General features: G+C 62.7%; 24 protein-coding genes. 15 read left to right on the top strand and 9 right to left on the bottom strand.

What is annotated here, in order from left to right; all coding sequences use genetic code 11:
- Positions 1–209: 209 nt before the first annotated feature.
- Together J4721_RS00790 and J4721_RS00785 are read left to right on the top strand one after the other, a co-directional pair.
- On the top strand, positions 210–626 hold the full coding sequence (locus tag J4721_RS00790; protein WP_014879444.1) for a DUF983 domain-containing protein: 417 nt from the start codon (positions 210–212) through the stop codon (positions 624–626).
- A 27-nt stretch (positions 627–653) separates the two neighbouring features.
- Positions 654–1,421, top strand: coding sequence for an NUDIX hydrolase (locus J4721_RS00785; protein WP_014879443.1), 768 nt, complete (start codon positions 654–656; stop codon positions 1,419–1,421).
- A gap of 30 nt (positions 1,422–1,451) precedes the next feature.
- On the opposite strand, the gene J4721_RS00780 is transcribed toward J4721_RS00785, so the two are convergent.
- Genes J4721_RS00780 through J4721_RS00770 form a run of 3 tightly spaced genes read right to left on the bottom strand, consistent with a single transcriptional unit; the run spans position 1,452 to position 3,527 of the window.
- Positions 1,452–2,354 (bottom strand): DMT family transporter, encoded by a 903-nt coding sequence (locus J4721_RS00780; protein WP_027247735.1) that lies wholly within the window; start codon positions 2,352–2,354, stop codon positions 1,452–1,454.
- Positions 2,355–2,371: 17 nt separating this feature from the next.
- The gene (locus tag J4721_RS00775; protein ID WP_211001888.1) at positions 2,372–3,328 is read right to left on the bottom strand and encodes a fatty acid desaturase; all 957 of its coding nucleotides are present in this window, start codon (positions 3,326–3,328) and stop codon (positions 2,372–2,374) included.
- Positions 3,321–3,527, bottom strand: a complete 207-nt coding sequence (locus J4721_RS00770) for a DUF2061 domain-containing protein (protein WP_014873956.1) — start codon at positions 3,525–3,527, stop codon at positions 3,321–3,323. The genes J4721_RS00775 and J4721_RS00770 overlap by 8 nt, the downstream gene beginning before the upstream one ends.
- 109 nt (positions 3,528–3,636) lie before the next feature.
- Between J4721_RS00770 and J4721_RS00765 the strand changes: the two genes are divergently transcribed.
- A complete protein-coding gene (locus tag J4721_RS00765) occupies positions 3,637–4,500 on the top strand; it encodes a helix-turn-helix domain-containing protein (RefSeq protein ID WP_014873955.1) in 864 nt (287 codons plus the stop codon).
- A 75-nt stretch (positions 4,501–4,575) separates the two neighbouring features.
- Here J4721_RS00765 and J4721_RS00760 read toward each other — a convergent pair whose 3' ends face one another.
- From J4721_RS00760 to J4721_RS00745, 4 genes are all read right to left on the bottom strand, one after another.
- Positions 4,576–5,334 carry an SDR family oxidoreductase gene (locus tag J4721_RS00760; RefSeq protein ID WP_211002279.1) on the bottom strand — a complete coding sequence of 253 codons (759 nt, stop codon included), beginning with the start codon at positions 5,332–5,334 and terminating at the stop codon, positions 4,576–4,578.
- 11 nt (positions 5,335–5,345) lie between these two features.
- A complete protein-coding gene (locus J4721_RS00755; protein WP_211001887.1) occupies positions 5,346–6,821 on the bottom strand; it encodes a carnitine 3-dehydrogenase in 1,476 nt (491 codons plus the stop codon).
- 150 nt (positions 6,822–6,971) lie between these two features.
- Positions 6,972–7,304 (bottom strand): hypothetical protein, encoded by a 333-nt coding sequence (locus tag J4721_RS00750; protein WP_211001886.1) that lies wholly within the window; start codon positions 7,302–7,304, stop codon positions 6,972–6,974.
- Positions 7,305–7,402: 98 nt separating this feature from the next.
- Complete coding sequence (locus J4721_RS00745; protein ID WP_211001885.1) at positions 7,403–8,320, bottom strand: 3-keto-5-aminohexanoate cleavage protein; 918 nt, start codon at positions 8,318–8,320, stop codon at positions 7,403–7,405.
- A gap of 132 nt (positions 8,321–8,452) precedes the next feature.
- On the opposite strand from J4721_RS00745, the gene J4721_RS00740 reads away from it, so the two are divergent.
- Entirely contained in the window at positions 8,453–9,544 is a 1,092-nt protein-coding gene (locus tag J4721_RS00740) for a GlxA family transcriptional regulator (RefSeq protein ID WP_102869636.1), read from the top strand.
- A gap of 79 nt (positions 9,545–9,623) precedes the next feature.
- Here the strand turns inward: J4721_RS00740 and J4721_RS00735 are convergent, their stop codons facing one another.
- Positions 9,624–10,667 (bottom strand): aldo/keto reductase, encoded by a 1,044-nt coding sequence (locus J4721_RS00735; RefSeq protein ID WP_102848769.1) that lies wholly within the window; start codon positions 10,665–10,667, stop codon positions 9,624–9,626.
- A gap of 176 nt (positions 10,668–10,843) precedes the next feature.
- On the opposite strand from J4721_RS00735, the gene J4721_RS00730 reads away from it, so the two are divergent.
- The 4 genes from J4721_RS00730 to metG all read left to right on the top strand — a co-directional run bounded on the left by J4721_RS00730 (position 10,844) and on the right by metG (position 14,926).
- Positions 10,844–11,245 (top strand): rhodanese-like domain-containing protein, encoded by a 402-nt coding sequence (locus J4721_RS00730; RefSeq protein ID WP_211001884.1) that lies wholly within the window; start codon positions 10,844–10,846, stop codon positions 11,243–11,245.
- 87 nt (positions 11,246–11,332) lie between these two features.
- A complete protein-coding gene (locus J4721_RS00725; protein ID WP_076619450.1) occupies positions 11,333–11,734 on the top strand; it encodes a rhodanese-like domain-containing protein in 402 nt (133 codons plus the stop codon).
- Between the two features lie 135 nt (positions 11,735–11,869).
- Complete coding sequence (locus J4721_RS00720; protein ID WP_211001883.1) at positions 11,870–13,093, top strand: MFS transporter; 1,224 nt, start codon at positions 11,870–11,872, stop codon at positions 13,091–13,093.
- Between the two features lie 114 nt (positions 13,094–13,207).
- A complete protein-coding gene (metG, locus tag J4721_RS00715) occupies positions 13,208–14,926 on the top strand; it encodes a methionine--tRNA ligase (RefSeq protein ID WP_247655745.1) in 1,719 nt (572 codons plus the stop codon).
- A gap of 62 nt (positions 14,927–14,988) precedes the next feature.
- Here the strand turns inward: metG and J4721_RS00710 are convergent, their stop codons facing one another.
- Positions 14,989–15,900 (bottom strand): MBL fold metallo-hydrolase, encoded by a 912-nt coding sequence (locus tag J4721_RS00710; protein ID WP_211001881.1) that lies wholly within the window; start codon positions 15,898–15,900, stop codon positions 14,989–14,991.
- 93 nt (positions 15,901–15,993) lie between these two features.
- Between J4721_RS00710 and J4721_RS00705 the strand changes: the two genes are divergently transcribed.
- The 7 genes from J4721_RS00705 (at position 15,994) to J4721_RS00675 (ending at position 22,146) form a co-directional block, all read left to right on the top strand.
- The gene (locus tag J4721_RS00705; RefSeq protein ID WP_211001880.1) at positions 15,994–16,815 is read left to right on the top strand and encodes a LysR family transcriptional regulator; all 822 of its coding nucleotides are present in this window, start codon (positions 15,994–15,996) and stop codon (positions 16,813–16,815) included.
- Between the two features lie 167 nt (positions 16,816–16,982).
- The gene (locus tag J4721_RS00700) at positions 16,983–17,135 is read left to right on the top strand and encodes a hypothetical protein (protein ID WP_155805589.1); all 153 of its coding nucleotides are present in this window, start codon (positions 16,983–16,985) and stop codon (positions 17,133–17,135) included.
- Between the two features lie 5 nt (positions 17,136–17,140).
- Positions 17,141–17,317: a hemin uptake protein HemP gene (gene hemP / locus J4721_RS00695; protein ID WP_036767300.1), complete on the top strand. Its 177-nt coding sequence runs from the start codon at positions 17,141–17,143 to the stop codon at positions 17,315–17,317.
- On the top strand, positions 17,314–17,820 hold the full coding sequence (locus J4721_RS00690) for a hypothetical protein (RefSeq protein ID WP_211001879.1): 507 nt from the start codon (positions 17,314–17,316) through the stop codon (positions 17,818–17,820). Before hemP ends, J4721_RS00690 begins: the two co-directional genes overlap by 4 nt.
- 81 nt (positions 17,821–17,901) lie before the next feature.
- Positions 17,902–19,170 (top strand): imelysin family protein, encoded by a 1,269-nt coding sequence (locus tag J4721_RS00685; protein ID WP_211001878.1) that lies wholly within the window; start codon positions 17,902–17,904, stop codon positions 19,168–19,170.
- Between the two features lie 217 nt (positions 19,171–19,387).
- Entirely contained in the window at positions 19,388–21,028 is a 1,641-nt protein-coding gene (locus tag J4721_RS00680) for a di-heme oxidoredictase family protein (RefSeq protein ID WP_211001877.1), read from the top strand.
- Entirely contained in the window at positions 21,028–22,146 is a 1,119-nt protein-coding gene (locus J4721_RS00675; RefSeq protein WP_211001876.1) for an imelysin family protein, read from the top strand. The genes J4721_RS00680 and J4721_RS00675 overlap by 1 nt, the downstream gene beginning before the upstream one ends.
- The last annotated feature ends 2 nt before the right edge of the window (positions 22,147–22,148 follow it).

Raw genomic sequence — 22,148 nt, 5'->3', positions numbered from 1 at the left:
GCCCGTTGCTGCCGATCACAGAAACAAAACGCAGCCCCGGCAGAGTTCCGTCGCAAAAAAATCAAAAGCTCAGGAGAAATTTCGGGCAGCGCATTGCACCAAAGGTGCGGGCAGCGCACTCTTGCGGCATGCCGACGCACTACAGCGGACTGCCCCTTTAAACTTGCGGCCAATGCGCTCAAATATGCGGGCAAAAGATAGGATTTGTTATGACCGAGTCATCTGCGGCACTTTCAGCCGATCTCAAAACTGATACTCCGGAAGACCGCCCCACCATGCCCGCTGTGCTGCGCGGCTGGCGGTGCAAATGCCCCAATTGCGGCGAAGGCAAACTGTTGCATTCATATCTGAAGGTCAACGACAACTGCTCCAATTGCGGGCTCGACCTCACCAGCGCCCGCGCTGATGACGGCCCGGCGTATCTGACCATTCTGCTGGTCGGTCACATTATGGCGCCGCTGCTCCATGTGGTCTATTTCACCTGGCGGCCTGAGCCTATGGTTACCTTCACCGTGTTTTCGCTTGGCTGCCTGCTGTCATCGCTGTTTCTCCTGCCCCGGATGAAGGGTATCGTGATCGCCTATCAATGGGCGCGTCGGATGCACGGCTTCGGCAAGGAAAGCTGACTCGCCAGAGTTAAGAAAGACGCAGACATGAGCAAATCGCCCACCCCGGCCAAGGCGACCATCGACAACGGTTATGCCGATGCCGCCGCCGCGCGCCGGGACACCACTCCGATCCGCAATGCCGCGACAATTATCGCGGTGCGCGATCGGATGGGCGATGATCCTCAGGTCCTGATGGGCCAGCGCGGCGCCAAAGCTGCCTTTATGCCCAACAAAGTGGTGTTTCCCGGCGGCGCTGTCGATCCCGGGGACGCCGATGTGCCGCTCGCCAACCCGCTGCCGCAGCTCTGCCAGGATCGCCTGTCCGAGCAATCCCCGGCGGGTCTGCATCACGCCCTCGCCGTCGCCGCCATTCGCGAACTGTGGGAGGAAACCGGCCTCATCCTCGGACAGCCCGGCACATGGGCCGCCACGCCTGAGGCAGACTGGATCGACTTCGCCGCCACCGGCCACCTGCCTGCCGCCGAGACGCTGCAATTTGTCTTCCGCGCCATCACACCACCCGGCCGCCCGCGCCGGTTCGACGCCCGGTTTTTTCTGGTGGATGCCGCGCATATCAACAGCGATATCGACGATTTCTCCCGCGCCTCGGACGAGCTGTCGCATCTGCAATGGATCCCACTCAGCCAGGTCCGCACCTATGATCTGCCCTTCATCACCGAGGTGGTGCTGGCGGAGGTCACCCGACGCATCCGTCAGGATGGCCCACCCGAAAGCGTTCCGTTCTTTCGCAACGATGATGAATCAAGCCATTTTCTGAGGCTGAAGGGCTATCCGATGCCCACGGACGACTGACCCGTCACCAAAGGCCGCAACGCAGGCCGCTCAGATTGCCAGCAGCAGCGCCAGGATCGACAGGATCAGCAAACCCATGCCGACAATCTCGCGCCGGGTGATCTGCTCCTTGAAGAACAACACCGACGCCAGCAGTGACAGCAGCAATTCAATCTGCCCCAGAGCCTTCACATAGGCGGCGTTCTGCAAAGTGAAGGCCCAGAACCAGCAGAAGGATCCTGCCATGCTGGTCAGGCCAACCCAGATCGCCACACGCCGCGCCGCCCAGACCCGCGCGATCTCTCCCGGTTCCCGCCACTTCAGCCAAACCAGCATGAACAGCGTCTGCAGGCTCACGACGATGGCCAGCGTCACACCGGCGCGAAATGCTGGTGCCAGCGCATCCAGTTCCAGCGAGGCCGCGCGATAACTCACCGCTGAGAAGGCAAAGAGCACCCCCGACCCAAGCCCCAGCAGCGACGCCGGGCTGGACAGATGCCGCCACCACGGCCCCTTGCTCTGCGGCGTCTTCGACAGCACCAGCACCGCACATAGGCCGATCACAATCGCCACCCAGCCCAAGGGCGTGATCTGATCTCCCAGCACCACCAGCCCGACCAGCGCGGTCTGGATCACCTCGGTTTTCTTGAAGGTAATCCCCACGGCAAAATTGCGCTGCCGGAACAGCGCCACCACACAGACTGTCGCAAGGATCTGGGCGGTGCCACCGATGGTGGCAAACATCCAGAACGTCGCAGACAGCGCTGGTATCTTCTGCCCTGACACCGCCAGATAGGCCAGCAGCCCGGCCCAGATCAGCGGCGCGGAATAGACAAATCTCGAAAACGTCGCCCCCGCCGTCGACAGCGTGACGCTGCTCAACACTTTTTGCAGCATAAAGCGGACGGTCTGAAAACTGGCAGCCGCGATGGCGATGGGGATCCACAATGTCATGTGCCCCTTATGGGGGGCTATTGCGGCTCTGACCAGATGGGATGTGCGACCGGGTCCTTTGCCCGCAGCGCATAGCGGCGCATGACCACACCATAGGAAGGGTAGGCATAGCCGTCATTCCGGGCCAGAAACTGCGCCCGCCGCCCCTGGTAGAGGCGCGGCAACTCATGCCAGGGCACCCCCGGATGGCAATGATGCACCACATGCAGGTGATTGTTCAGAAACAGAAATCCAAGCACGCCGCCGCGCTCGATAATCACCGTACGCGCCGCCGGATCAAGATGCGCGCGATGCTCCAGGAAGGTGCGGATCTTCAAGATCGCCAGCCCCAGATAGGCCGCCAGCAGATAGGCCCAGAACGGCAGCGCGCTCTGCGCCACCAGCCACAGTGTCAGCCCCGCACCGAGGAGATGCAGCAACCAGTCGCGCAGAACCGGTTCATCGCCGCGCCGGATCAATCGCCAGTCTTCGGCCATAAATCGGATCTGCCCCAGCAGCGGCCCCAGCAACACCCGCCCCGCCAGCGTATTGTTGAGCCAGAGCAAGCCGCGCTGCGCGCCTCCGAACCGCCGCCATTGCGCCGGATCCAGATAATTGGTCTCCGGGTCATCATATGGATCGGTCAACCGCTCATCATGGTGATGGGCCAGATGGGTGTCGCGAAACCGCCCATAAGGAATCGCCAGATTGAGCGGCAGAAACATCAGCGCCTCATTCAACACCCGGAGACGAAACGGATGACCATGCAACGCCTCATGGCTGAGCGAGGACTGCAACGTGATCAGGCAGGCCAGAACCGGCACCGCCAGCCTGACAGATACCAGTGGCAGCCAAGCCAGCGCCGCGCCCCAGGCCGCATAACATCCCAGCATCAGCGCCAGCGTGCCCCATTCGACACGCCCCAATTGCACCTGCACCCGCTCCAGCGCGGCGCGCTCGTCCGGCACCGGAGGGCTGATCTGAGGATCAGACATGCCGCCGCCCCCAGCGCACTCCGGCCCAGATCCGTTCATACAGCAGGTAACACAGGAAGCCGACGCAGGTGTTGACCAGCGCCAGCGTCCCGCCAAGGGCAAGTGAACCGGTCAGCAGCCAGCCAACCCCCGCCATCATCGCCAGCCCCAGCAGATTCCAGATCACCGCTTTCACCACTGATCGCGCCCGTGTGTCCATTCGCAGCCTCCTGTTTTTCTTACCTTTCCTCTGGCCTACACGGATGCCGGGCGATGCAGAATTCCGAATATGATTAACAAAATTCAGCAATCGTGATATAATTCATCACATGATTGATATTATGGACAAACGCTTGCGCGCCGAGCAGTTTCGCCTGCGCCTCAACCGGGCGCTCCGCGACAGCGGTCTCAGCCAAAGCGCGCTCGCCCGCGCCATCGGGGTGGATCGCTCGACCATATCGCAGCTTCTGACCGATGCGGGGGCGCGGCTGCCCAATGCCCATGTGGTCGGTGCCTGTGCAGGCGCACTTGGGGTTTCTGCCGACTGGCTCCTCAGCCTGTCGGATCGCCCGGAAAACGCCGCAGATCTGGTCGCAGCCAGCCTGTCGATGGCCAAGGCTCCGCGCGCCTTGGTGGATGAACGCATCTTTGAATGGCACCAAGAGGCGCAGGGTTACAAGATCCGCCATGTCCCTGCCGCCCTGCCCGACATGCTCAAGACGCGCGCGCTGCTGGAATGGGAATATGCCCCGCATCTGGGGCGCACCGCCGATCAGGCCATCGGCGCCTCTGAGGATCGACTGACATGGATGCGGCAATCGGCCTCCGACTATGAAATCGCCATGCCAATCTATGAGTTGGACAGCTTTGCCCATGCGGTTGGATATTATGAAGGCCTGCCGCTGGACATCCGGCTGCAGCAGCTCGACCATTTCGAACAGCTCTGCACCCAGCTTTATCCGCGCCTGCGGATCTATCTCTTTGATGCCAAGCGGCTCTATTCAGCGCCACTCACCGTCTTTGGCCCGCTGCTTTGTGTGTTTTACGCAGGCAGCCATTATCTCGCCTTCCGCGACAAGGAGCGGGTCGAGACCTTTAGCAGCCATTTCGACGATCTGGTGCGCGAGGCAGATATCACCGCGCGGCAATTGCCGGGGCGGCTCAGGGCGCTCAGGGCGGCGATCTCCAGTTAAATCTGTTTCGCCCGCCCTATCGGTTCTGCGACAGATTTCATCAAACGGCAGGCCTCCACGCCCGCTGCCACATCATCACAGCTTCGGGTCCGGGTTCTCCGTATGGCCATCCACTGCGATCACCTGCCCTGACACCAGTCGCGCCGCGTCCGACCCCAGAAACACTGCCATATTGGCAATGTCCCGCGCTTCGACAAAGGACCGCATCGAGGTCCCAGAGGCATAGCCCTCATAGACCTGATCGCGGGTCATGCCCTTGGCTGCTGCCTCACGCTCCAGCACGCCCTCCATCCGCGGACCCTCGACTGCACCGGGACAGATTACATTGGCGCGGATGCCAAAGGGGCCCAGCTCCATCGCCAAGGTCTTCATCAGCCCGATCACCGCCCATTTCGCCGAAGCATACGGCGCCCGGTTGGGATAGCCGTACAGCCCAGCGGTCGAAGACGTCACGATGATCGACCCGGCCCTCGCTGCCTTCATCAAAGGAGCCGCATATTTCGCCGCCAGAAAGCAGCCCTCCAGGTTGACGCTGACGCATTTGCGCCAATCCTCCAGCGCGATATCCTCAATCAGCGCGGTCGGCCCGGCAACACCTGCATTGGCGCACAACACATCCAGCCCGCCCCAGACCTCAGCGATCTCTGCGAACAGCACCTTCACGCCCGCCTCATCGGTGGCATCCACCACCGTTGTCCGCCACCCCTCAGGCACGTCAGCCAGCGCCACCGCGCTGACATCCGTGACCCAGACCTGATGCCCGGCGGCGGCGAATCCTTCCGCCATCGCCCGGCCAATCCCTGACCCGCCGGCGGTCACCAGAACACGGCGCATCCCTTCAGCGCTCACCGCGGCGCACCAATCGCGCGGCCCAGCCCCTCTGGCGCTGCCAGCGAAGCATGGGCTTCGGCCAGCTTCACCAGGTTGGCCTCGATATGCGCCGCAGGCGGCGCCGAGCGGCGGGTCGCAAGATCCACATGCAGCAGCATATGCTCCCCGGTCGCCAGCAGCCGTTCACCGGAATACATCTCGTGCCACAAGTGCATTTTCTTGCCCGCGCCCATGATCACCCGCGTCCGCACCTGGATCGGATCTCCCGCATGCACCTCGTCGATGTGGCGGATGTGGGTTTCGGCGGTGAAATAGCTGCCGCCACTGGCGATATACTCCGCATCGCAGCCGATGATCATCATCAGCCGATCGGTGGACTGGGCAAAGGCATCCAGATAGCGGCTCTCGGTCATATGGCCGTTATAGTCGGTCCAGTCCAGCGGCACGATCCGGCTCTGCGTCAGCACCGGCTGGCTCAGGTCCTCCAGACCGTCCATCGACCGCACCAACCCAGCCTCCCCCTCGCGCTCCGCGTCATGGGCGTTCTGCAGCGCGCCTGCTCCCCAGTCATTGGCGCCCAGCGCCCGCATCATACCCACAAGGTTATCGTCGCGAATACGCTCCAACGCGCGGATCGAGTGATGGCCAGACTGGTCATCCGACTGGCCCGCAATCAGATCGACCAGCTCATCCGTGAACTCCGGCACATCCATCAGCTTGGTCCAGGGCCATTTCAGTGCCGGGCCAAACTGCGCCATGAAATGCTTCATGCCCGCTTCACCGCCCGCCACGCGGTAGGTTTCAAACAGCCCCATCTGCGCCCAGCGGATACCAAACCCATAGCGGATGGCGTTGTCGATCTCTTCGGTGGTGGCGATGCCATCCTTGACCAGCCACAGCGCCTCGCGCCAGACCGCCTCAAGGAAGCGGTCGGCCACATGCGCGTCGATCTCTTTCTTCAGATGCAGCGGGTACATCCCGATCTCGGTGATGATTGCCTTGGCGCTGTCGATCACGCTGGCCGGATTGACCTCGGTTGTGACCAGTTCCACCAGCGGCATCAGGTAGACCGGGTTGAACGGATGCGCGACCACGATCTGGGCGGCATTGCTGAACCCATCCTGCAATTGCGACGGTTTGTAACCAGAGGTGGACGAACCGATAACAGCGTCCGCCGCGACATGCGCCTGCAAAGCGCCATAGACTTTCTGTTTCAGTTCCAACCGCTCCGGCACGCTTTCCTGAACCCAGATCGCCCCGGCCACCGCCTCTTCAATGGTCGCATGGTAGCTGAGACGGCCCTCCGCAGGCAGCGCCACATTACCAAGGCCCGGCAAAGAGCGCCGCGCATTGGCAAGAACTTCGCCAATCTTGCGCTCTGCCTCCGGGTCCGGGTCGAACACCCGCACATCCCAGCCATTCAGCAGGAACCGCGCGGCCCAGCCGCCGCCAATAACCCCGCCACCGATGATTGCTGCTGTTTTTGTCATGACATTGTTCTCCAAAAGACATTGGCCCATGAACCACACGAGCACGTCGCGCGGGTTAAGCGCGCATGGCTTCCTTGCCCGCTGGCAAGCAGGCAGTTTTCATTTTCATTGAATTCAAATGCGCTGGCAGCGCGAAACTTGTGATCTGCTTTAGATGAGGAAAGGCAGAACACCGAAGAACGCAAAACCGCCAAGGAAGGCGGTCCCGGCGATCCGGCCCGGGGACAGGGACTTTCGCAAAATCAGAGCAAGAACTGCTCCCAGACCGATAACCCCGGCACCAAGCCACGCCCCGGCTGCGATCCCCATGGCAGGTGGGGCAATGCTGTTTTCCACTACAGCGTCGGACAGACCGACCGCGACCCCAAACCCGGCCAAAAACAGCACGAGCGCCGCAAGCGGCCCTTTCCACCAAGCGGCCTCGGACTGAAGGAAAGCGGTGAGGGACAGCATCGAGGCAGCGAAGAATGGAAGGAATATCATTCAACCAAGTAATCCAGTTCCTTTTTGAGCTTCAACCCTGAATTGTCGCCGCCCTGTGTCAGGGGGCACGTTTGCCCCCCTTTTTTTTGAAACGCGTATTACTTCGTCACCGGTGCGCGTTTCACCAGACCCAGCTGGGCGCGCACCTCATCCGGCCCCATCAGCTTGGCCCCCATGTTTTCAATGATGGTGCCCGCGCGTTCGACCAACTGCCAGTTTTCCGCCAGCTGCCCTTTGCCAAGCCACAGGTTGTCCTCAAGCCCCACCCGCACATTGCCGCCCGCCAAGACGGAGGCCGCCACATAGGCCATCTGATCGCGCCCAAGCGAAAACGCCGACCAGTCCCAGTCGTCCGGCACATTGTTCACCATCGCCATGAAGGTGTTGAGGTCATTGGGCGCGCCCCAGGGGACCCCCATGCACAGCTGCACCAAAGCGGGGCTGTTCAGCACGCCTTCCTTCACCAGCTCCTTGGCGAACCACAGATGACCCGTGTCAAAGGCTTCGATCTCCGGCTTCACCCCCAGATCCGTCATCATCTGACCCATCGCCCGCAACATGCCCGGCGTGTTGGTCATCACGTAATCGGCCTCGGCGAAATTCATCGTGCCGCAATCCAGCGTGCAGATCTCCGGCAGGCATTCGGCCACATGCGCCATCCGGGCGGTGGCGCCAATCATATCGGTGCCAGCCTCATTCAGCGGCAGCGGGTTTTCGGTGTCGCCAAACACCATGTCGCCGCCCATACCTGCGGTGAGGTTCAGCACCACATCGGTGTCGCTTTCACGGATCCGGTCAGTCACTTCGCGGTAAAGCGCCAGATCGCGCGAGGGCGCGCCGGTTTCCGGATCACGCACATGGCAATGCACGATCGCCGCCCCGGCCTTGGCCGCCGCAATGGCACTCTCAGCAATCGCTTTGGGCGATCTGGGCACATGCGGGCTGCGATCCTGGGTGCTGCCAGAGCCGGTGACGGCGCAGGTGATGAAGACGTTTTTGGCCATATTCAGAGGCATTTTGGTTTTCCCCTCAATGTACAGGGTTGTGCCCGAGTTATCCCCAAGCCTGCCCCCAGATTCCTGTTTGTGTTGTTTTCGACAGTGCCGCAGCCTTGGTGCACACACTAGGCAACATGCGAATCGAACTTGATGAAATCCGCAAAAAACATCCTCCAGCCCGAGAATCAGCCGCTAAAAACGGCCGTTTTGGTGCTTGATGAGAGCAATACGCTGTCCTTCGCCGCGGCCGTAGATCCGATGCGCGCCGCCAATCGGCTGGCCGGTCGCGGTGCGTTTGATTGGGACTATGTCACCGCAACCAGCGAGCCTGCGATGCTGACCAGCGGTCTCAGCGTCCCCGGCATCCCGCTCGCGCGACTGCAAAGCTGCGAGTTGCTGATCGTGATCGCTGGCTTCCAGCTGGCCCGCCACGCCACCCCCAGCCTGCTGGCCGGCCTGCGCCGTCTGGCGGCAGGTGGCGCGACCATCGCGGGCATCGACGGTGGCCCCTGGCTGATGGCCGAGGCCGGTCTGCTTGACGGCCACCCGGCCACCACCCATTGGGAAGATCTGGACAATTTCGCCAGCCGCTTCCCCGGTGTGCAATGCCGCAACGACCGCTTCACCCTCTCCGAGGGCCGCATGACCTCCGGCGGCGCGACACCTGCCATTGAAATGATGCTGCACATCATCGGCAGCCGCCATGGTGCAGGCTTTGCCTCACGCGTGGCGGGCCTGTTCCTCTATGACGGCCCCGGCTCCACCGAGCGCCCGCAAAGCCGTCTTGGCAGTTCCAAACATTCCACCCTCACCGCACGGGCCAACGCCCTGATGGAGGCAGCGCTGGATGATCCCAAACCGCTGCGCGACATCGCCGACGAACTGGGCACCAGCACCCGCAGCCTGCAACAGCAGTTCCGCCTGCGGCTGAACACCACGCCGCAGGACCATTACCTGCAACTGCGTCTGGCTGAGGCCCGCCGGTTGGTCACCGACACAGATCTGCCAATCATGGAGGTGGCGCTAGCAACCGGCTTCAACTCGCAGTCCAGCTTTGCCCGCGCCTTCCGCACCGCCCATGGCACCACAGCGCGCGAGTTGCGGCAGGCAAGCCTTGCAAGCGCCGCGCCCACACGTCTTGCCACGAGCAAACCGCTGTTCAGCCAGGCGCCTCTGTCACAAGGTCAAAGCCCCCTGCGCCAAAGCGGGCCACTGCCGCGCCATTCCACCGGCTCTTACTGAAGCTCGGGCGCAGATAGATCACACAAAAACGGGCGGCCCCATCGGGCTGCCCGTTTCGCTTTATCAGCAGTCCTAGTGATCAATAGGGCATGGGATGGGCACGATGGGCGATGTCGATCTCCTCCAGCACCTCCTGCGACAGGGTCAGATCCGCCCCCGCCAGCACATGCTCCAGCTGCGCCAACGTGGTCGCTCCAAAAATGGCCGAGGCCATGAACGGCCGCGTATGGCACCAGGCCAGCGCCATATGCACCGGATCCAAACCGTGACGTTCGGCGATCTCCAGATAGGCCGCCACCGCCGGATAGACCCGATCCGTGTCACGCCCGCCCAGTTCCGGGCTCAATGTCTTGCGCGAGGCCTCAGGCACCGCACCATCCTGATATTTCCCCGTGAGCAAACCCGTTGCCAATGGCGAAAACGCCAGCAGCCCCACGTCTTCGTAGAGGCTCAGCTCAGCCAGGTCGGTGTCATACAACCGGCACAGCAGCGAATATTCATTCTGGATCGAGGCCACCCGTGGCCCGCCGGTCTGCTCGGCCAGTCGCAGCCAGTGTGCCGTGCCCCAGGCGCTCTCGTTTGACAGACCAAAGGCGCGAATATTGCCCTTGTCCACCTGAGCCTTCAGCGCCTCCAGACATTCCGCCATGTTGTCCAGCACCGCCGCCCGGTCATCGCCGCCCGGATCATACTGCCAGTTCTTGCGGAACATATAGCTGCCCCGATTTGGCCAGTGAAACTGATAGAGGTCGATGTAATCCGTCTGCAGCCGCCGCAAGGATCCTTCGATCGTGGGTGCGATGGTCTCCGCTGTAATCGGTGCCCCATCCCGCACCGCCTGCAGCCCTTCGCCGGAATGTTTGGTGGCAAGGATGTAATCCCCGCGCCGCCCGGTCTTGGCATTCCAGGTCCCGATGATTGCCTCGCTGTCACCGACCGTCTCCGCGCTGATCGGGTTCACCGGATACATTTCCGCCGTATCAAGGAAATTCACCCCCGCCGCCAAGGCCGCATCAATCTGCGCATGGGCATCCTCCTCCCCCGTCTGGGTGCCAAAGGTCATGGTGCCGAGACAGATCTGTGACACCTCCATGCCGGTGCGGCCAAGCGGGTTCATCTTCATGATCGGGATCCTGTTGTTGCAACTCGCAACAGACCCTAGCCCACCCGCAGCCCAGTGCAACCAGCTGCCTCCCCCGCACATCGGGGCGTTAACCTTTCACGCACAATCCAGACGTGAAACACGATGGATGTGATACAATTAAAATTGTCGGAAATCTAGAAAAGGAGAGTGACAACATGACGTTCTCTATGTCCAAAAGCTACAAAGACCTGATCGCAGAAGCTGAAGCCATCGTGATGTCGATTTCCCCGGCAGAGGCGGCAGATCTGCATGACCGTGACGACAGCCTGTTTGTCGACCTGCGGGTTATCCGCGAAGTTGAACGCACCGGCGTCATCCCCGGAGCCCTGTCCTGCCCGCGCGGCCTGATGGAGTTCTGGATTGATCCATCCAGCCCCTACCACAAACCAGTCTTTGCCGAAGATCGGGCCTTCATCTTCTATTGTGACAACGGATGGCGCTCGGCCCTGGCTGCCAGGACCGCGCTGGAAATGGGATTGCAGCGGGCGGTCTTTTTGAAAGGCGGCTTTGATGCCTGGATCGCCGACGGGGGTGATGCCATCCCTTACAAGTGGTAACTAACCGGCTGACACCGGGCAAGCGGTGCTTGTCACCCCGGGCAAAACCCGGCAGCCTGTGCATCTAACAGCCAGAGGAAGCACAGCATGCCCCAAACCATCACAAAAGGCGTCAAGGCGCTCCTTGACGAGGCCAACGCCGTTGTGGACACCATGTCCGTGGAGACCGCAAAAGAGGCCATCCATGATGACGCCTATGTCTTCATCGACCTGCGCGATATCCGCGAATTGCAGTCCAGCGGCATGATTCCAGGCGCCTTTTCCTGCCCGCGCGGGATGTTGGAATTCTGGATCGACCCTGACAGCCCCTACCATAAACCGGTGTTCAATCAGGACAAGACCTATGTGTTTTACTGCGCCAGCGCCTGGCGATCGGCCCTTGCAGCCAAGGCCGCGATGGAAATGGGACTGGGACCGGTGATGCATCTTGAGGGCGGCTTTACCGCCTGGGCCAAATCGGGTGGAGAGATCGCCCAGCGCGACGACTGAACCGCGCATCCCTGATCCAGAACAGGTTCCCCGGCGCGGCAAATCTGCCGCGCCCGGCACAATACGACACGCCAATTGGGAAAATGTCGGAAACACCCGTGCAATCCATCCTCGCAGCGGTCATGACTGGCCATTATGCGAATGATGATTTCCTTTGCGGCGCTGTTTCTCTCGGTGATCCTGTTGCAGCTTTCGACCGGCGGCGTTGGCCCGCTGGATGCGCTCTCCGGCATCACACTGGGCTTTGACAAGGAACAGATCGGCTTTCTCGGCTCGGCGCATTTCCTTGGTTTTTTCATCGGTTGCTGGTGGGTGCCGCGCCTGATGGGCAACGTCGGCCACAGCCGCGCCTTTGCGGTCTGTACGGCCCTCGGCGCCATGGGATTGATCGGCCACACCCTGACCGAAGACCCGCTGGCATGGGCCGTGATGCGGATAGCCTCCGGCCTCTGCGTCGCAGGGTGTTACACCGTGATCGAAGCCTGGCTGAACGCCAAGGTCACCAATGAAACCCGCGGGCGCGCCATGGGCACCTATCGCATTGTCGACCTCTCCGCCTCGCTAGTGGCGCAGCTGCTGATCGCGGTGCTGCCGCCTGCCTCCTACATTTCGTATAACCTGCTGGCGATCCTCTGCTGCGCGGCCCTCTTGCCGCTCACCATGACCAAGGTCAGCCAGCCCGACATTCCCGATGCCCCCCGGCTGCGCCCGAAACTGGCCTGGGCCTGCTCACCTCTGGCGGTTGCCGGTGTGATCGTCGCCGCCCTCAGCTCCGCATCCTTCCGTATGGTTGGCCCGATCTACGGCCAAGAAGTCGGGCTGGAGGTCGGGCAGATCGCCTTCTTCCTCGCGACATTTGTTCTGGGCGGCGCGCTAGCGCAATACCCGCTGGGCTGGCTCGCCGACAAATACGACCGACGCTGGGTGCTGATCTGGCTGTCGGTGGTGGCCATCCTGTCCTGTGGCATCACCATGGCCGCCAGCGGCATGGGCACCTGGGCCGTTATGGCCTCTGCGGCGTTCTTTGGTTTCACCACCATGCCGATCTTCTCGGTCTCCGCCGCACACGCCAACGACTTTGCCACCTCCCAGCAACGGATCGAACTGGCCGCCGCGCTGATGTTCTTCTACGCCCTTGGCGCCATCGCCTCGCCGCTGATCACCTCGGCGCTGATCGAAAACTACGGTCCCGGCGCGCTCTTTGCCTTTGTCGCCGTGGGCCACCTCGGGCTGATCATCTTTGGCCTCGCCCGAATGCGCGCCCGCCCCGCCCCTGAGGACCGAACCCGCTACGTCTATGCGCCGCGCACCTCCTTCACCATTGGCCGCCTGCTCAAACGCTCCCGCGAGCGCCGCTAGACGGCCTGAGACACCATCCAGGCCGGGGAAATTAGCCACAAGTCCCACAGCGGGGTTTCCGGCGGCAGCGCCATGCGCTAGACGGGCCAGCAAAGCTTTAGTTGGATGGATGATATGGCGCGCTTTCTCATTACCTCAGCGATCCCCTACATCAACGGGATCAAGCATCTGGGCAATCTGGTCGGCAGCCAGCTGCCCGCAGATCTCTATGCTCGCTACCAGCGCGCACGCGGCCATGAGGTGATGTTCCTCTGCGCCACCGACGAACACGGCACCCCTGCCGAGCTGGCCGCCGCCAAGGCAGGCAAACCGGTCGCGGATTACTGCGCCGAAATGCACGAAGTTCAGGCCGGTATCGCCAAGGGGTTCGGCCTCAGCTTTGACCATTTTGGGCGCTCCTCCAGCCCGCAGAATCACGCGTTGACCCAGCATTTCGCAGGCAAGCTGGCCGAGCAGGGGCTGATCCGTGAAGTGACCGAAAAACAGGTCTACTCCCACGCCGATGGCCGCTTCCTGCCCGACCGCTATATCGAAGGCACCTGTCCCAACTGCGGCTATGAACGCGCCCGCGGCGACCAGTGCGAGGAATGCACCAAGCAGCTGGACCCGACCGATCTGATCGACCCGCGCTCCGCGATTTCCGGCTCCACCGATCTGGAAGTGCGCGAGACCAAGCACCTGTACCTCTGCCAGTCGCAGCTGAAGGACCAGCTGGATGCCTGGATCGACTCCAAGAAGGACTGGCCGGTCCTGACCACCTCGATTGCCAAGAAATGGCTGCATGACGGCGACGGCCTTCAGGACCGCGGCATTACCCGCGATCTCGACTGGGGTGTCCCGGTCAAGAAAGGCGATGAAGATTGGCCCGGCATGGAGGGCAAGGTGTTCTACGTCTGGTTCGATGCCCCCATCGAATACATCGCCTGCGCCAAGGAATGGGCCGACGCCAACGGCAAGACCGACGCCGATTGGGAACGCTGGTGGCGCACCGACAAGGGCGCTGAGGATGTGAAATACGTCCAGTTCATGGGCAAGGACAACGTCCCCTTCCACACCCTCTCCTTCCCAGCCACTATTCTGGGTTCCGGCGAGCCTTGGAAGATGGTCGACCACCTGAAGTCGTTCAACTACCTGAACTATGACGGCGGCCAGTTCTCCACCTCGCAGGGGCGCGGCGTGTTCATGGATCAGGCGCTGGAGATCCTGCCCGCGGACTACTGGCGCTGGTGGCTGCTGAGCCACGCCCCCGAAAGCTCCGACTCCGAATTCACTTGGGAGAATTTCCAGCAATCTGTGAACAAGGATCTCGCCGACGTGCTGGGCAACTTCGTGTCCCGCATCACCAAATTCTGTCGCTCCAAATACGGCGAGGCGGTTCCCGCAGGCAATGACTACGGCGAGGCGGAACAGGCGCTGATTGATGAGATCAGCACCCGTGTTACCGCCTATGAAGGCCATATGGCCGCCATGGACGTGCGCAAATCCACGCAGGAGCTGCGGGCGATCTGGGTCGCGGGCAATGAATACCTGCAATCCGTGGCGCCCTGGTCCGTCTTCAAAACCGACCCCGATCAGGCCGCCGCTCAGGTGCGTCTGGGGCTGAACCTGATCCGGCTCTATGCGGTGCTGTCCGCCCCCTTCATCCCCGACGCGACCGAGCGTCTGCTGGCCGCCCTTCAGACCGAGGATCGCAGCTGGCCCGACGATGTGGCCGCCGCCCTCAGCGCGCTGCCCGCAGGTCATGCCTTCACCGTGCCGGAGGTGCTCTTTGCCAAGATCACCGACGAACAGCGCGAGGACTGGCAGGAGCGCTTCTCCGGCACCCGCGACTGATCTCAGGGCCGCGCCCCGTGACAAAGACCAAGGCCGCTCCACCGGGAGCGGCCATTTTGCGTTCAAAGGTGGATACGCTCCCCTTCCGGCGGCGTCCGCAACCGCCAGCGCGGCGCCAGCTCTGCATGATGTTGCCGCAATACCTCCGGCCCCTCACGGTACAGCGCATAGGTCGAATGATGGATCGGCAGTACTGCCTGCGGCTCCAGCTGCTGCGCAAACCCCGCCGCCTGCGCCCCATCCATGGAGATCTGCCCCAGCGCCCCCGCCCCGCCGACAGCGCCCAGATGCGGGACAAAGATATCCAGCAGACCTGCCTCCGCAACCTGCGCTGCTCTCAGAGCCTGCCAGACCGGCGGCACCAGAAAACTGTCGCCTGCCCAATAGATCCGCGCCAAGCCAAAGGCCGTTTCCACCTCGATCAGGTAGCCGTTGCCCAGCCCAAGCAACCGCGCCACCTCCGGGTTCTCTGAATGAACCGCAGGCAGTGCCGTGATCCGCAGAACCCCCTCCGGTCCTTCAATGCGCCGCATCTCGCCGTGGGCCAGCGCGCTGGCGGCAAAGCCTTTCTGCCGCACCGCTGCAAGGTCATGCTGCGGCACCAGCATCGGCAGCTTCGGGTCCAGCCATGCCTGCGCCGCCTGGTCGAAATGATCCTCATGGGCATGGCTCAGCAGCACCAGATCATAGCGGTCGTAGCGCAGCCCCGGAAAGGGCGTGAGCCGCGCATGTGGCTTTATATTCGGCCCGCGCGCGAGGTCGAACATCTCATTCGGGTCCCCCATGACAAAGGCCTCAGGCCCCTCTCCAAGACAGGGGTCTGTCAGCACCCGAAGCCCCGCAGCCTCGATCTCCAGCATGGCGCCGCCCAACCAGCGCAGGGATACACCCGGCGGCGCAGCCCGCGCGACAGCGGGCAAGCCGCCACTAAGGGTCAAGGCCGCGCCACTCTTCAGCAATTGACGTCTGTTCATCGTCTTCTCCTGTGATGTACGACAGGAGTAAGCGCTCGCATATTACGGAATAATCGGTTTAATACTGAAGGCTTTAAACGGGTATTTCGCTCAATGGATCGACTTCAGAACATAGAAACCTTTGCTGAGGTTGCAGATCAGCTCAGCTTTGCTGCTGCTGCGCGACGCCTCGGACTGCCAGCCTCCACGGTCACCAGCCGCATCCGCACCCTGGAACAGAGCCTGGGCGTGCGCCTGCTGGACCGCACCACCCGGCGTGTGGCCCTGACACCCGCCGGAGCACTATTTCTGGACCGCTGCCGCCGCGCGCTCGACGAGATCGACGCCGCCCGCGATCTGGTTGCAGCCGAGGCCAAGGCCAGCGGTCTGCTGCGCCTCTCGGTCCCCACCGCGCTGCCCATGGCCCCACTGGCAGCCCTCACATCTGCCTTTCTGCGTGATTATCCGCAGATCTCGATCAACATAACCGTGGATGACACCCCTGCCGACTTCATTGCCGACGGCATCGATCTGGCGCTGCGCGGCAACCGTCCGGGCAGCGACAGCCTGATTGCCCGTGTGCTGTCTCAAACGCCGGTGGTGCTGGCGGCGGCGCCGGGGCAGCTCGCAAATGAGGATCTGCCGATTCTCGGCCCGCTTGCGCGGCACCTGACGGACCGGCGCGCAGACAGCCGCATTACCTGTGAATCCTTTGCACTCGCTCTGGAACTGGTGCGGTCCGGCGCAGCGCGTGGCTGCTTTCCGCGCCCGATGTGCGATGCGGACTATGCGGCGGGGCAGCTGGATCTTGCCCCGCCGCCCACCGGCGTGGAGACACAGCTCACTCTGTATCTGGTCTACCCGGACCGCCGTCCGCTGCCTCAGAGATTGCGGCTCTTCATTGACAGGCTGGTGGCGGCTTACACCTCTTCCTGATGGCAGAAACCACCGGGCCATACGCTAAGGCGATCGGCAAAAAATCTTAATCTGACTAAAAAAGTCAGGTTGACGATTCTGATTAAATAAGTCAGGTATAAAGTAGTTCAGCCAACCTGTGATTGTGCAGCCAGCCCGACTGATAGCAAATCAACCGAGATCGTCCAATGTCGTTTCTTCTGCAATTCTTCTCCCTGCGCCACCGCCCTGTTGAAGGCACCCGCGCGTCGGTCAGCCTGCACGCCTACGGGCTGCCGCGTGGCGATCAGGGGTTTTGCCTGGAATGGTATCTGGATCGGTCGGAAAACCGAAACGGGTGACCCTGATGAACCAGATGACTTTTGACCACGCCGCCACCACCACAACCGCAGCCACCGAAGTCTTCCCGACCTACCACGCTGAGGAACTCGCCCGTGGCGGGAACCAGGCCCGCATCCTGCTCAATGGCCAGATCTACAGCCTGCGGATCACCCGCGCCGGAAAGCTGATCCTGACAAAATGATTTCCAACAGCACATCCGCCGCATCTGCGGCACCACGGGGCGGGGCCACTGTTGGCCTGCTGACAGATTTGCCCGCCCTGGAGGCCCTGGCCGTGCGCAACCTGCGCCACTGGTTCAACGGTGCCGACAGCCGCATCGCGTTGCGTCAGGACCTACTGGCTGCACTTGGTCCGGTTCTGGGCCGTCAGGCCTATGAGAATTTTGGTCGCCTTTGCAATTTCTGCGTCACCGAGGGCCGCCGCCCACTGGTACGCCATGGCATGACCTGCACCTGCCTTGGGGCCGATGAAAACTGCTTTGCCAATCTGGTCGCCGCCGCCGCGCATGGCGAATATGAGGATGCCAATCTCTTCGCCGCCCTGATCGTCCAGCCACAACAGGCGCAACGCGCCACCGTTCTTGCCGCCAAAATAGGTCTGGTTCTGGATCAGCTCAGCGCCCAGACAACCGGCCCCGCCGCGCATGCCGCGCAGCTGCAGCCGCTCTCGTCCACCCTTCACTGACGGTCCACTGCCTGACAGCCACCGTTCCCCTGTAACCCGTTCACATCATAACATCTCGACTAACTCTTAAGGAACGCTCTAATGACATCGCATTTTCTCGCAGGTACCGCTGTTGCAGCGCTCGCCACAGTTGCGGCTCCCGCTTTTGCGGCAGACAAGGCTGAGGTGCTGACCACCTACGCAAATATTGCGCACGCCAAATATCAGGACAGCCTTGAAACGGCCAAAACCCTGCAAACAGCCGTGGACAGCCTGATCGCTGAACCCTCCGCCGAGGCCCTGGAAGCTGCCCGCAAGGCCTGGCTCGCGGCCCGCGTGCCCTATCAGCAGTCCGAGGTGTTCCGCTTTGGCAATGCCATCGTTGATGACTGGGAAGGCAAAGTGAACGCATGGCCGCTGGACGAGGGCCTGATTGATTATGTCGATGCCAGCTACGGCGGCCCGACCGATGAAAACACCCTTGCGGCGCTGAATATCGTTGCCAACCCCAGCTTTGAGCTGTCCGGCAAATCCATCGACGCCAGCGCCATCACGCCTGAGCTGCTGGAAACCACCCTGCATGAGGCCGATGGCGTCGAGGCCAATGTCGCAACCGGCTATCACGCGATCGAATTTCTGCTTTGGGGTCAGGACCTGAACGGCACCGACCACGGCGCCGGCAGCCGCGCCTGGACCGACTATGCCGCAGGCGAGAATTGCACCAACGGCAACTGCGATCGCCGCGGCGAATACCTGAAGGCCGCGACCGATCTGCTGGTCTCCGATCTGGAGTGGATGGCCGCACAATGGGGCACCGAAGGCGAAGCCCGTGGCACGCTTTTGTCGGATGAAAACGCAGGCATCACCGCCATGCTGACCGGCATGGGCTCGCTCTCCTACGGGGAAACCGCCGGCGAACGCATGCGCCTAGGCCTGATGCTGAACGATCCTGAGGAAGAGCATGATTGCTTCTCCGACAATACCCACAACAGCCATTACTACGATGGTCTGGGCGTGCAGAACGTCTATCTGGGCGAATATATCCGCACCGACGGCAGCATGGTTTCCGGCGCGTCGCTCTCCGATCTGGTGCAGGAGATCGATCCGGCACTGGACGGCGAGATGCGCAGCAAGCTCTCGACCACCATGCGCGCGCTGGGTCAGATCAAGACCGCAGCCGAGGCGGGTTTCTCCTACGACCAGATGCTGGAACAGGGCAATGAAGCAGGCGAAGCGCTGGTCATGGGCGGCGTCAACGGTCTGGTCGATCAGACCCGCTCCATCGAACGCGTGGTGACAGCGCTGGATCTCGATGGCGTCGCCATCGAAGGCTCCGACTCGCTCGACAACCCAACGGCCGTTTTCCAGTAAGACAGGCTAAGGGCTGCCACGGCAGCAAAGATACGGCAGGGGCGGCGCATCGCGTTGCCCCTGCCCTTGGCGTTTTGGCCTGGCCACCTGCGGCACCAATTCGCCCGGACAACCCGGACAAATTGTCCACCCCCGCAAGAGTTGATGCCAGCTCCGGATCCTCCTATCCAAGGTCAGGAGGCCCCGCGCCCCGCCAATAGAAGTGATCCCTGCCCGCATGCGAGTTTCCCCATCGCCCCACCGCCCGCGTCTGCCCCAGCTGTTGATGGGCCTCAGCCTCCTCGCGCTGATCGCACCGCTCCCCACTCTGGCCGACCAGCAAACCACGGCGCTGTCAGAAACCCTGGCAGCAGAGACGCCAGAGGGCGATACAGCCCGCACGCAGACTGCGCCTCCCTATGCCACGCTTGGCGATCCGCATCTCGCCACCCTTCCCCGCACCGCGCAGGAACAGACCCGCATCCGCGCCGTCACCCGTCCGGCAGATCAGTTCGACCAGCCCGAACCCTATGAGGCCCTGCCCGCAGGCGCGGCCACTGTGCGCGCCCGAACGGATGACGAGGCGTTTTCGCAGCACAGTGACAATCTCAGCTTTGAGGAAGAGCTGGAATTCAAACTCGGCAATGGGCTGTTCAAGAAAATCTGGGTGTTCTCGCCCGCCTCCACCCTCGCCTCCGACGGGCTGGGGCCGCTCTATAATGCGCGCTCCTGCCAGCGCTGCCACCTGAAGGACGGGCGCGGCCATGTGCCGGATGGGCCGGACTATGCCTCAACCACGATGTTCCTGCGCGTCTCGGTTCCCGGCCCGGTGCCGGACCAGATGCAGGCCATTACCGACTATATCGGAACCGCGCCAGAGCCGACCTATGGCGGCCAGATGCAGGATTTCTCCGCCCCCGGAATCGCCCCGGAATATCGCCTCGGCGTCACCTACAGCGAAGACACCATCGCGCTTGCAGGCGGCGAGACGGCCACCCTGCAACGCCCTGAGTATAGCGCCAATAACCTCGGCTATGGCCCGCTGCACCCCGATGCCATGCTCTCCCCCCGCGTCGCCCCCAGCATGATCGGCCTCGGCCTGCTTGAGGCGATCCCGGCTGCGGATATTCTGGCAGGCGCGGATGAGGATGACAGCAACGGCGACGGTATCTCCGGGCGTGCCAATCTGGTCTGGTCGGTGGAACACAACCGGATCATGCTGGGCCGCTTTGGCTACAAGGCCGGACAGCCCACGGTGCATGAACAATCCGCAGCCGCCTTCTCCGGCGATATCGGCATCTCCACGCCGCTGTTTCCGGCTCATGCAGGCGATTGCACCACTGCGCAGACCAGCTGCCGCAACGCGCCCCATGGCGGTGATGACATCCGCGAGACCGAGATCGACCAGCCCAATATGGATCTGGTCACCTTCTACAGCCGCAACCTCGGCGTGCCTGCCCGTCGCACCCCGGACGACCCCGCCGTCCTGCGCGGCAAGGCGCAATTCTACGGCGCAGGCTGCACCAGCTGCCACACCCCGAAATTCGTCACCAACCGGCTGGAGGCGCAACCCGCGCAGAGCTTCCAGCTGATCTGGCCCTATAGCGACCTCTTGCTGCATGACATGGGCGAGGGCCTTGCTGACCACCGCCCGGAAGCCCGCGCAACCGGGCGCGAATGGCGCACCGCGCCGCTCTGGGGGGTGGGGCTGGTACAGCAGGTCAATCCCCGCGCAGGTTTCCTGCATGATGGCCGCGCTCGCACCCTGCTGGAGGCGATCCTCTGGCATGGCGGCGAAGCCCAATCCGCCCGAGACACCGTGGTCGGCCTTGCGCCCAAAGACCGCGCCGATCTGATCCGCTTTCTGGAGTCGCTCTGATGCCGAACCCCCTTTCCCTGTCCCGCACGCGCCTGTCGCGTGTTGTCGCCCTGACGGTTGCGACCGCTATGATCTGCGGCACCCTGCCCCCGCAAGCGGCCCTTGCGCAGACCGACACCACAGCTGTCAGCACGCCCAATACACCGCCCCAAACCCTGGCCCCGGCACATCAACTGGACTGGATCCTCACCCATCATATCCTCCCCGGCTTTGACAGGCTGGCACAGACCAGCGCCACCCTGGCCGACGTCGCCGCAAGCCATTGCACGCCGGATGACCCGGCCCTGCGCGCGGCCTTCGCCCACGCCTTTGATGCCTGGATCACAGTCAGCCACCTGCGCTTTGGTCCCACCGAAACCGACAACCGGGCCTTTGCCCTCGCCTTCTGGCCGGACAGCCGCAACAAAATCCCCGGCACCCTGCGCCGCGCCGTCACCGAAACCCCGCGCGAGGAGCTGGCTATACCGGAGGTCTTTGCCAGCCAATCCGTGGCCCTGCGCGGGTTCTATGCGCTGGAGTATCTCCTGTTCGACGACGCCATCCAGTCCGAAGGCAGCGCAGATCAGCGCTGCACCCTGGTCGCGGCCATCACCACCGATATCGCCCGCACCACCGCCGCGATCCGCGACGATTGGCACAACAGCTACGCCGTGACACTGGTGAGCCCCGGGCCGGGCAACCGCTACCAATCAGAGGCCGAGATCCGGCAGGAGCTGTTCAAAACCCTGACCACCGGGTTTCAGGTGCTGGTCGATATGCGGCTGGGCCGTCCGCTGGGCCAGTTCGACGCCCCCCGCCCCAACCGCGCCGAGGCCCGCCGCTCCGCCCGCAGCCAGCGCCACATCGTGCTGAACCTCACTGCGATGGAACCGCTCGCCCTTGCCCTTGCGGCGGGCGATCCCGCACTGATGCAGGAAATCGACGCAGGCTTTGCCAAGGCGTTGAAACGCGCCAGCGCGCTGGACGATCCCTCCCTCGCCGGGGTTGCCGATCCCGCCCGCCGCTTTCGTATCGAAGCCCTACAGCAGGACATCAATGACCTGCGCAGCCTGATCACCACCCGGCTTGGCCCGAAGCTCGGCGTCACCGCCGGTTTCAACTCGCTCGACGGGGACTGATC

The organism is Phaeobacter sp. HS011, from assembly GCF_018101215.1.
Lineage (GTDB): Bacteria > Pseudomonadota > Alphaproteobacteria > Rhodobacterales > Rhodobacteraceae > Phaeobacter > Phaeobacter inhibens.
Note: the sequence above shows the minus strand (reverse complement) of the source record. Positions and strands in the feature narration are given on the sequence as shown.

Coding starts and splice junctions, on each gene's coding strand:
- J4721_RS00725 (WP_076619450.1), top strand. CDS start 11,333: ATGCCCCAAACCATCACAAAAGGCGTCAAGGCGCTCCTTGACGAGGCC.
- J4721_RS00775 (WP_211001888.1), bottom strand. CDS start 3,328: ATGTCTGATCCTCAGATCAGCCCTCCGGTGCCGGACGAGCGCGCCGCG.
- J4721_RS00690 (WP_211001879.1), top strand. CDS start 17,314: ATGATTTCCAACAGCACATCCGCCGCATCTGCGGCACCACGGGGCGGG.
- J4721_RS00720 (WP_211001883.1), top strand. CDS start 11,870: ATGCGAATGATGATTTCCTTTGCGGCGCTGTTTCTCTCGGTGATCCTG.
- J4721_RS00680 (WP_211001877.1), top strand. CDS start 19,388: ATGCGAGTTTCCCCATCGCCCCACCGCCCGCGTCTGCCCCAGCTGTTG.
- J4721_RS00755 (WP_211001887.1), bottom strand. CDS start 6,821: ATGACAAAAACAGCAGCAATCATCGGTGGCGGGGTTATTGGCGGCGGC.
- J4721_RS00700 (WP_155805589.1), top strand. CDS start 16,983: ATGTCGTTTCTTCTGCAATTCTTCTCCCTGCGCCACCGCCCTGTTGAA.
- J4721_RS00730 (WP_211001884.1), top strand. CDS start 10,844: ATGACGTTCTCTATGTCCAAAAGCTACAAAGACCTGATCGCAGAAGCT.
- J4721_RS00740 (WP_102869636.1), top strand. CDS start 8,453: ATGAAATCCGCAAAAAACATCCTCCAGCCCGAGAATCAGCCGCTAAAA.
- J4721_RS00780 (WP_027247735.1), bottom strand. CDS start 2,354: ATGACATTGTGGATCCCCATCGCCATCGCGGCTGCCAGTTTTCAGACC.
- J4721_RS00770 (WP_014873956.1), bottom strand. CDS start 3,527: ATGGACACACGGGCGCGATCAGTGGTGAAAGCGGTGATCTGGAATCTG.
- metG (WP_247655745.1), top strand. CDS start 13,208: ATGGCGCGCTTTCTCATTACCTCAGCGATCCCCTACATCAACGGGATC.
- J4721_RS00745 (WP_211001885.1), bottom strand. CDS start 8,320: ATGCCTCTGAATATGGCCAAAAACGTCTTCATCACCTGCGCCGTCACC.
- J4721_RS00750 (WP_211001886.1), bottom strand. CDS start 7,304: ATGATATTCCTTCCATTCTTCGCTGCCTCGATGCTGTCCCTCACCGCT.
- J4721_RS00785 (WP_014879443.1), top strand. CDS start 654: ATGAGCAAATCGCCCACCCCGGCCAAGGCGACCATCGACAACGGTTAT.
- J4721_RS00760 (WP_211002279.1), bottom strand. CDS start 5,334: ATGCGCCGTGTTCTGGTGACCGCCGGCGGGTCAGGGATTGGCCGGGCG.
- hemP (WP_036767300.1), top strand. CDS start 17,141: ATGAACCAGATGACTTTTGACCACGCCGCCACCACCACAACCGCAGCC.
- J4721_RS00675 (WP_211001876.1), top strand. CDS start 21,028: ATGCCGAACCCCCTTTCCCTGTCCCGCACGCGCCTGTCGCGTGTTGTC.
- J4721_RS00735 (WP_102848769.1), bottom strand. CDS start 10,667: ATGAAGATGAACCCGCTTGGCCGCACCGGCATGGAGGTGTCACAGATC.
- J4721_RS00705 (WP_211001880.1), top strand. CDS start 15,994: ATGGATCGACTTCAGAACATAGAAACCTTTGCTGAGGTTGCAGATCAG.
- J4721_RS00710 (WP_211001881.1), bottom strand. CDS start 15,900: ATGAACAGACGTCAATTGCTGAAGAGTGGCGCGGCCTTGACCCTTAGT.
- J4721_RS00765 (WP_014873955.1), top strand. CDS start 3,637: ATGATTGATATTATGGACAAACGCTTGCGCGCCGAGCAGTTTCGCCTG.
- J4721_RS00790 (WP_014879444.1), top strand. CDS start 210: ATGACCGAGTCATCTGCGGCACTTTCAGCCGATCTCAAAACTGATACT.
- J4721_RS00685 (WP_211001878.1), top strand. CDS start 17,902: ATGACATCGCATTTTCTCGCAGGTACCGCTGTTGCAGCGCTCGCCACA.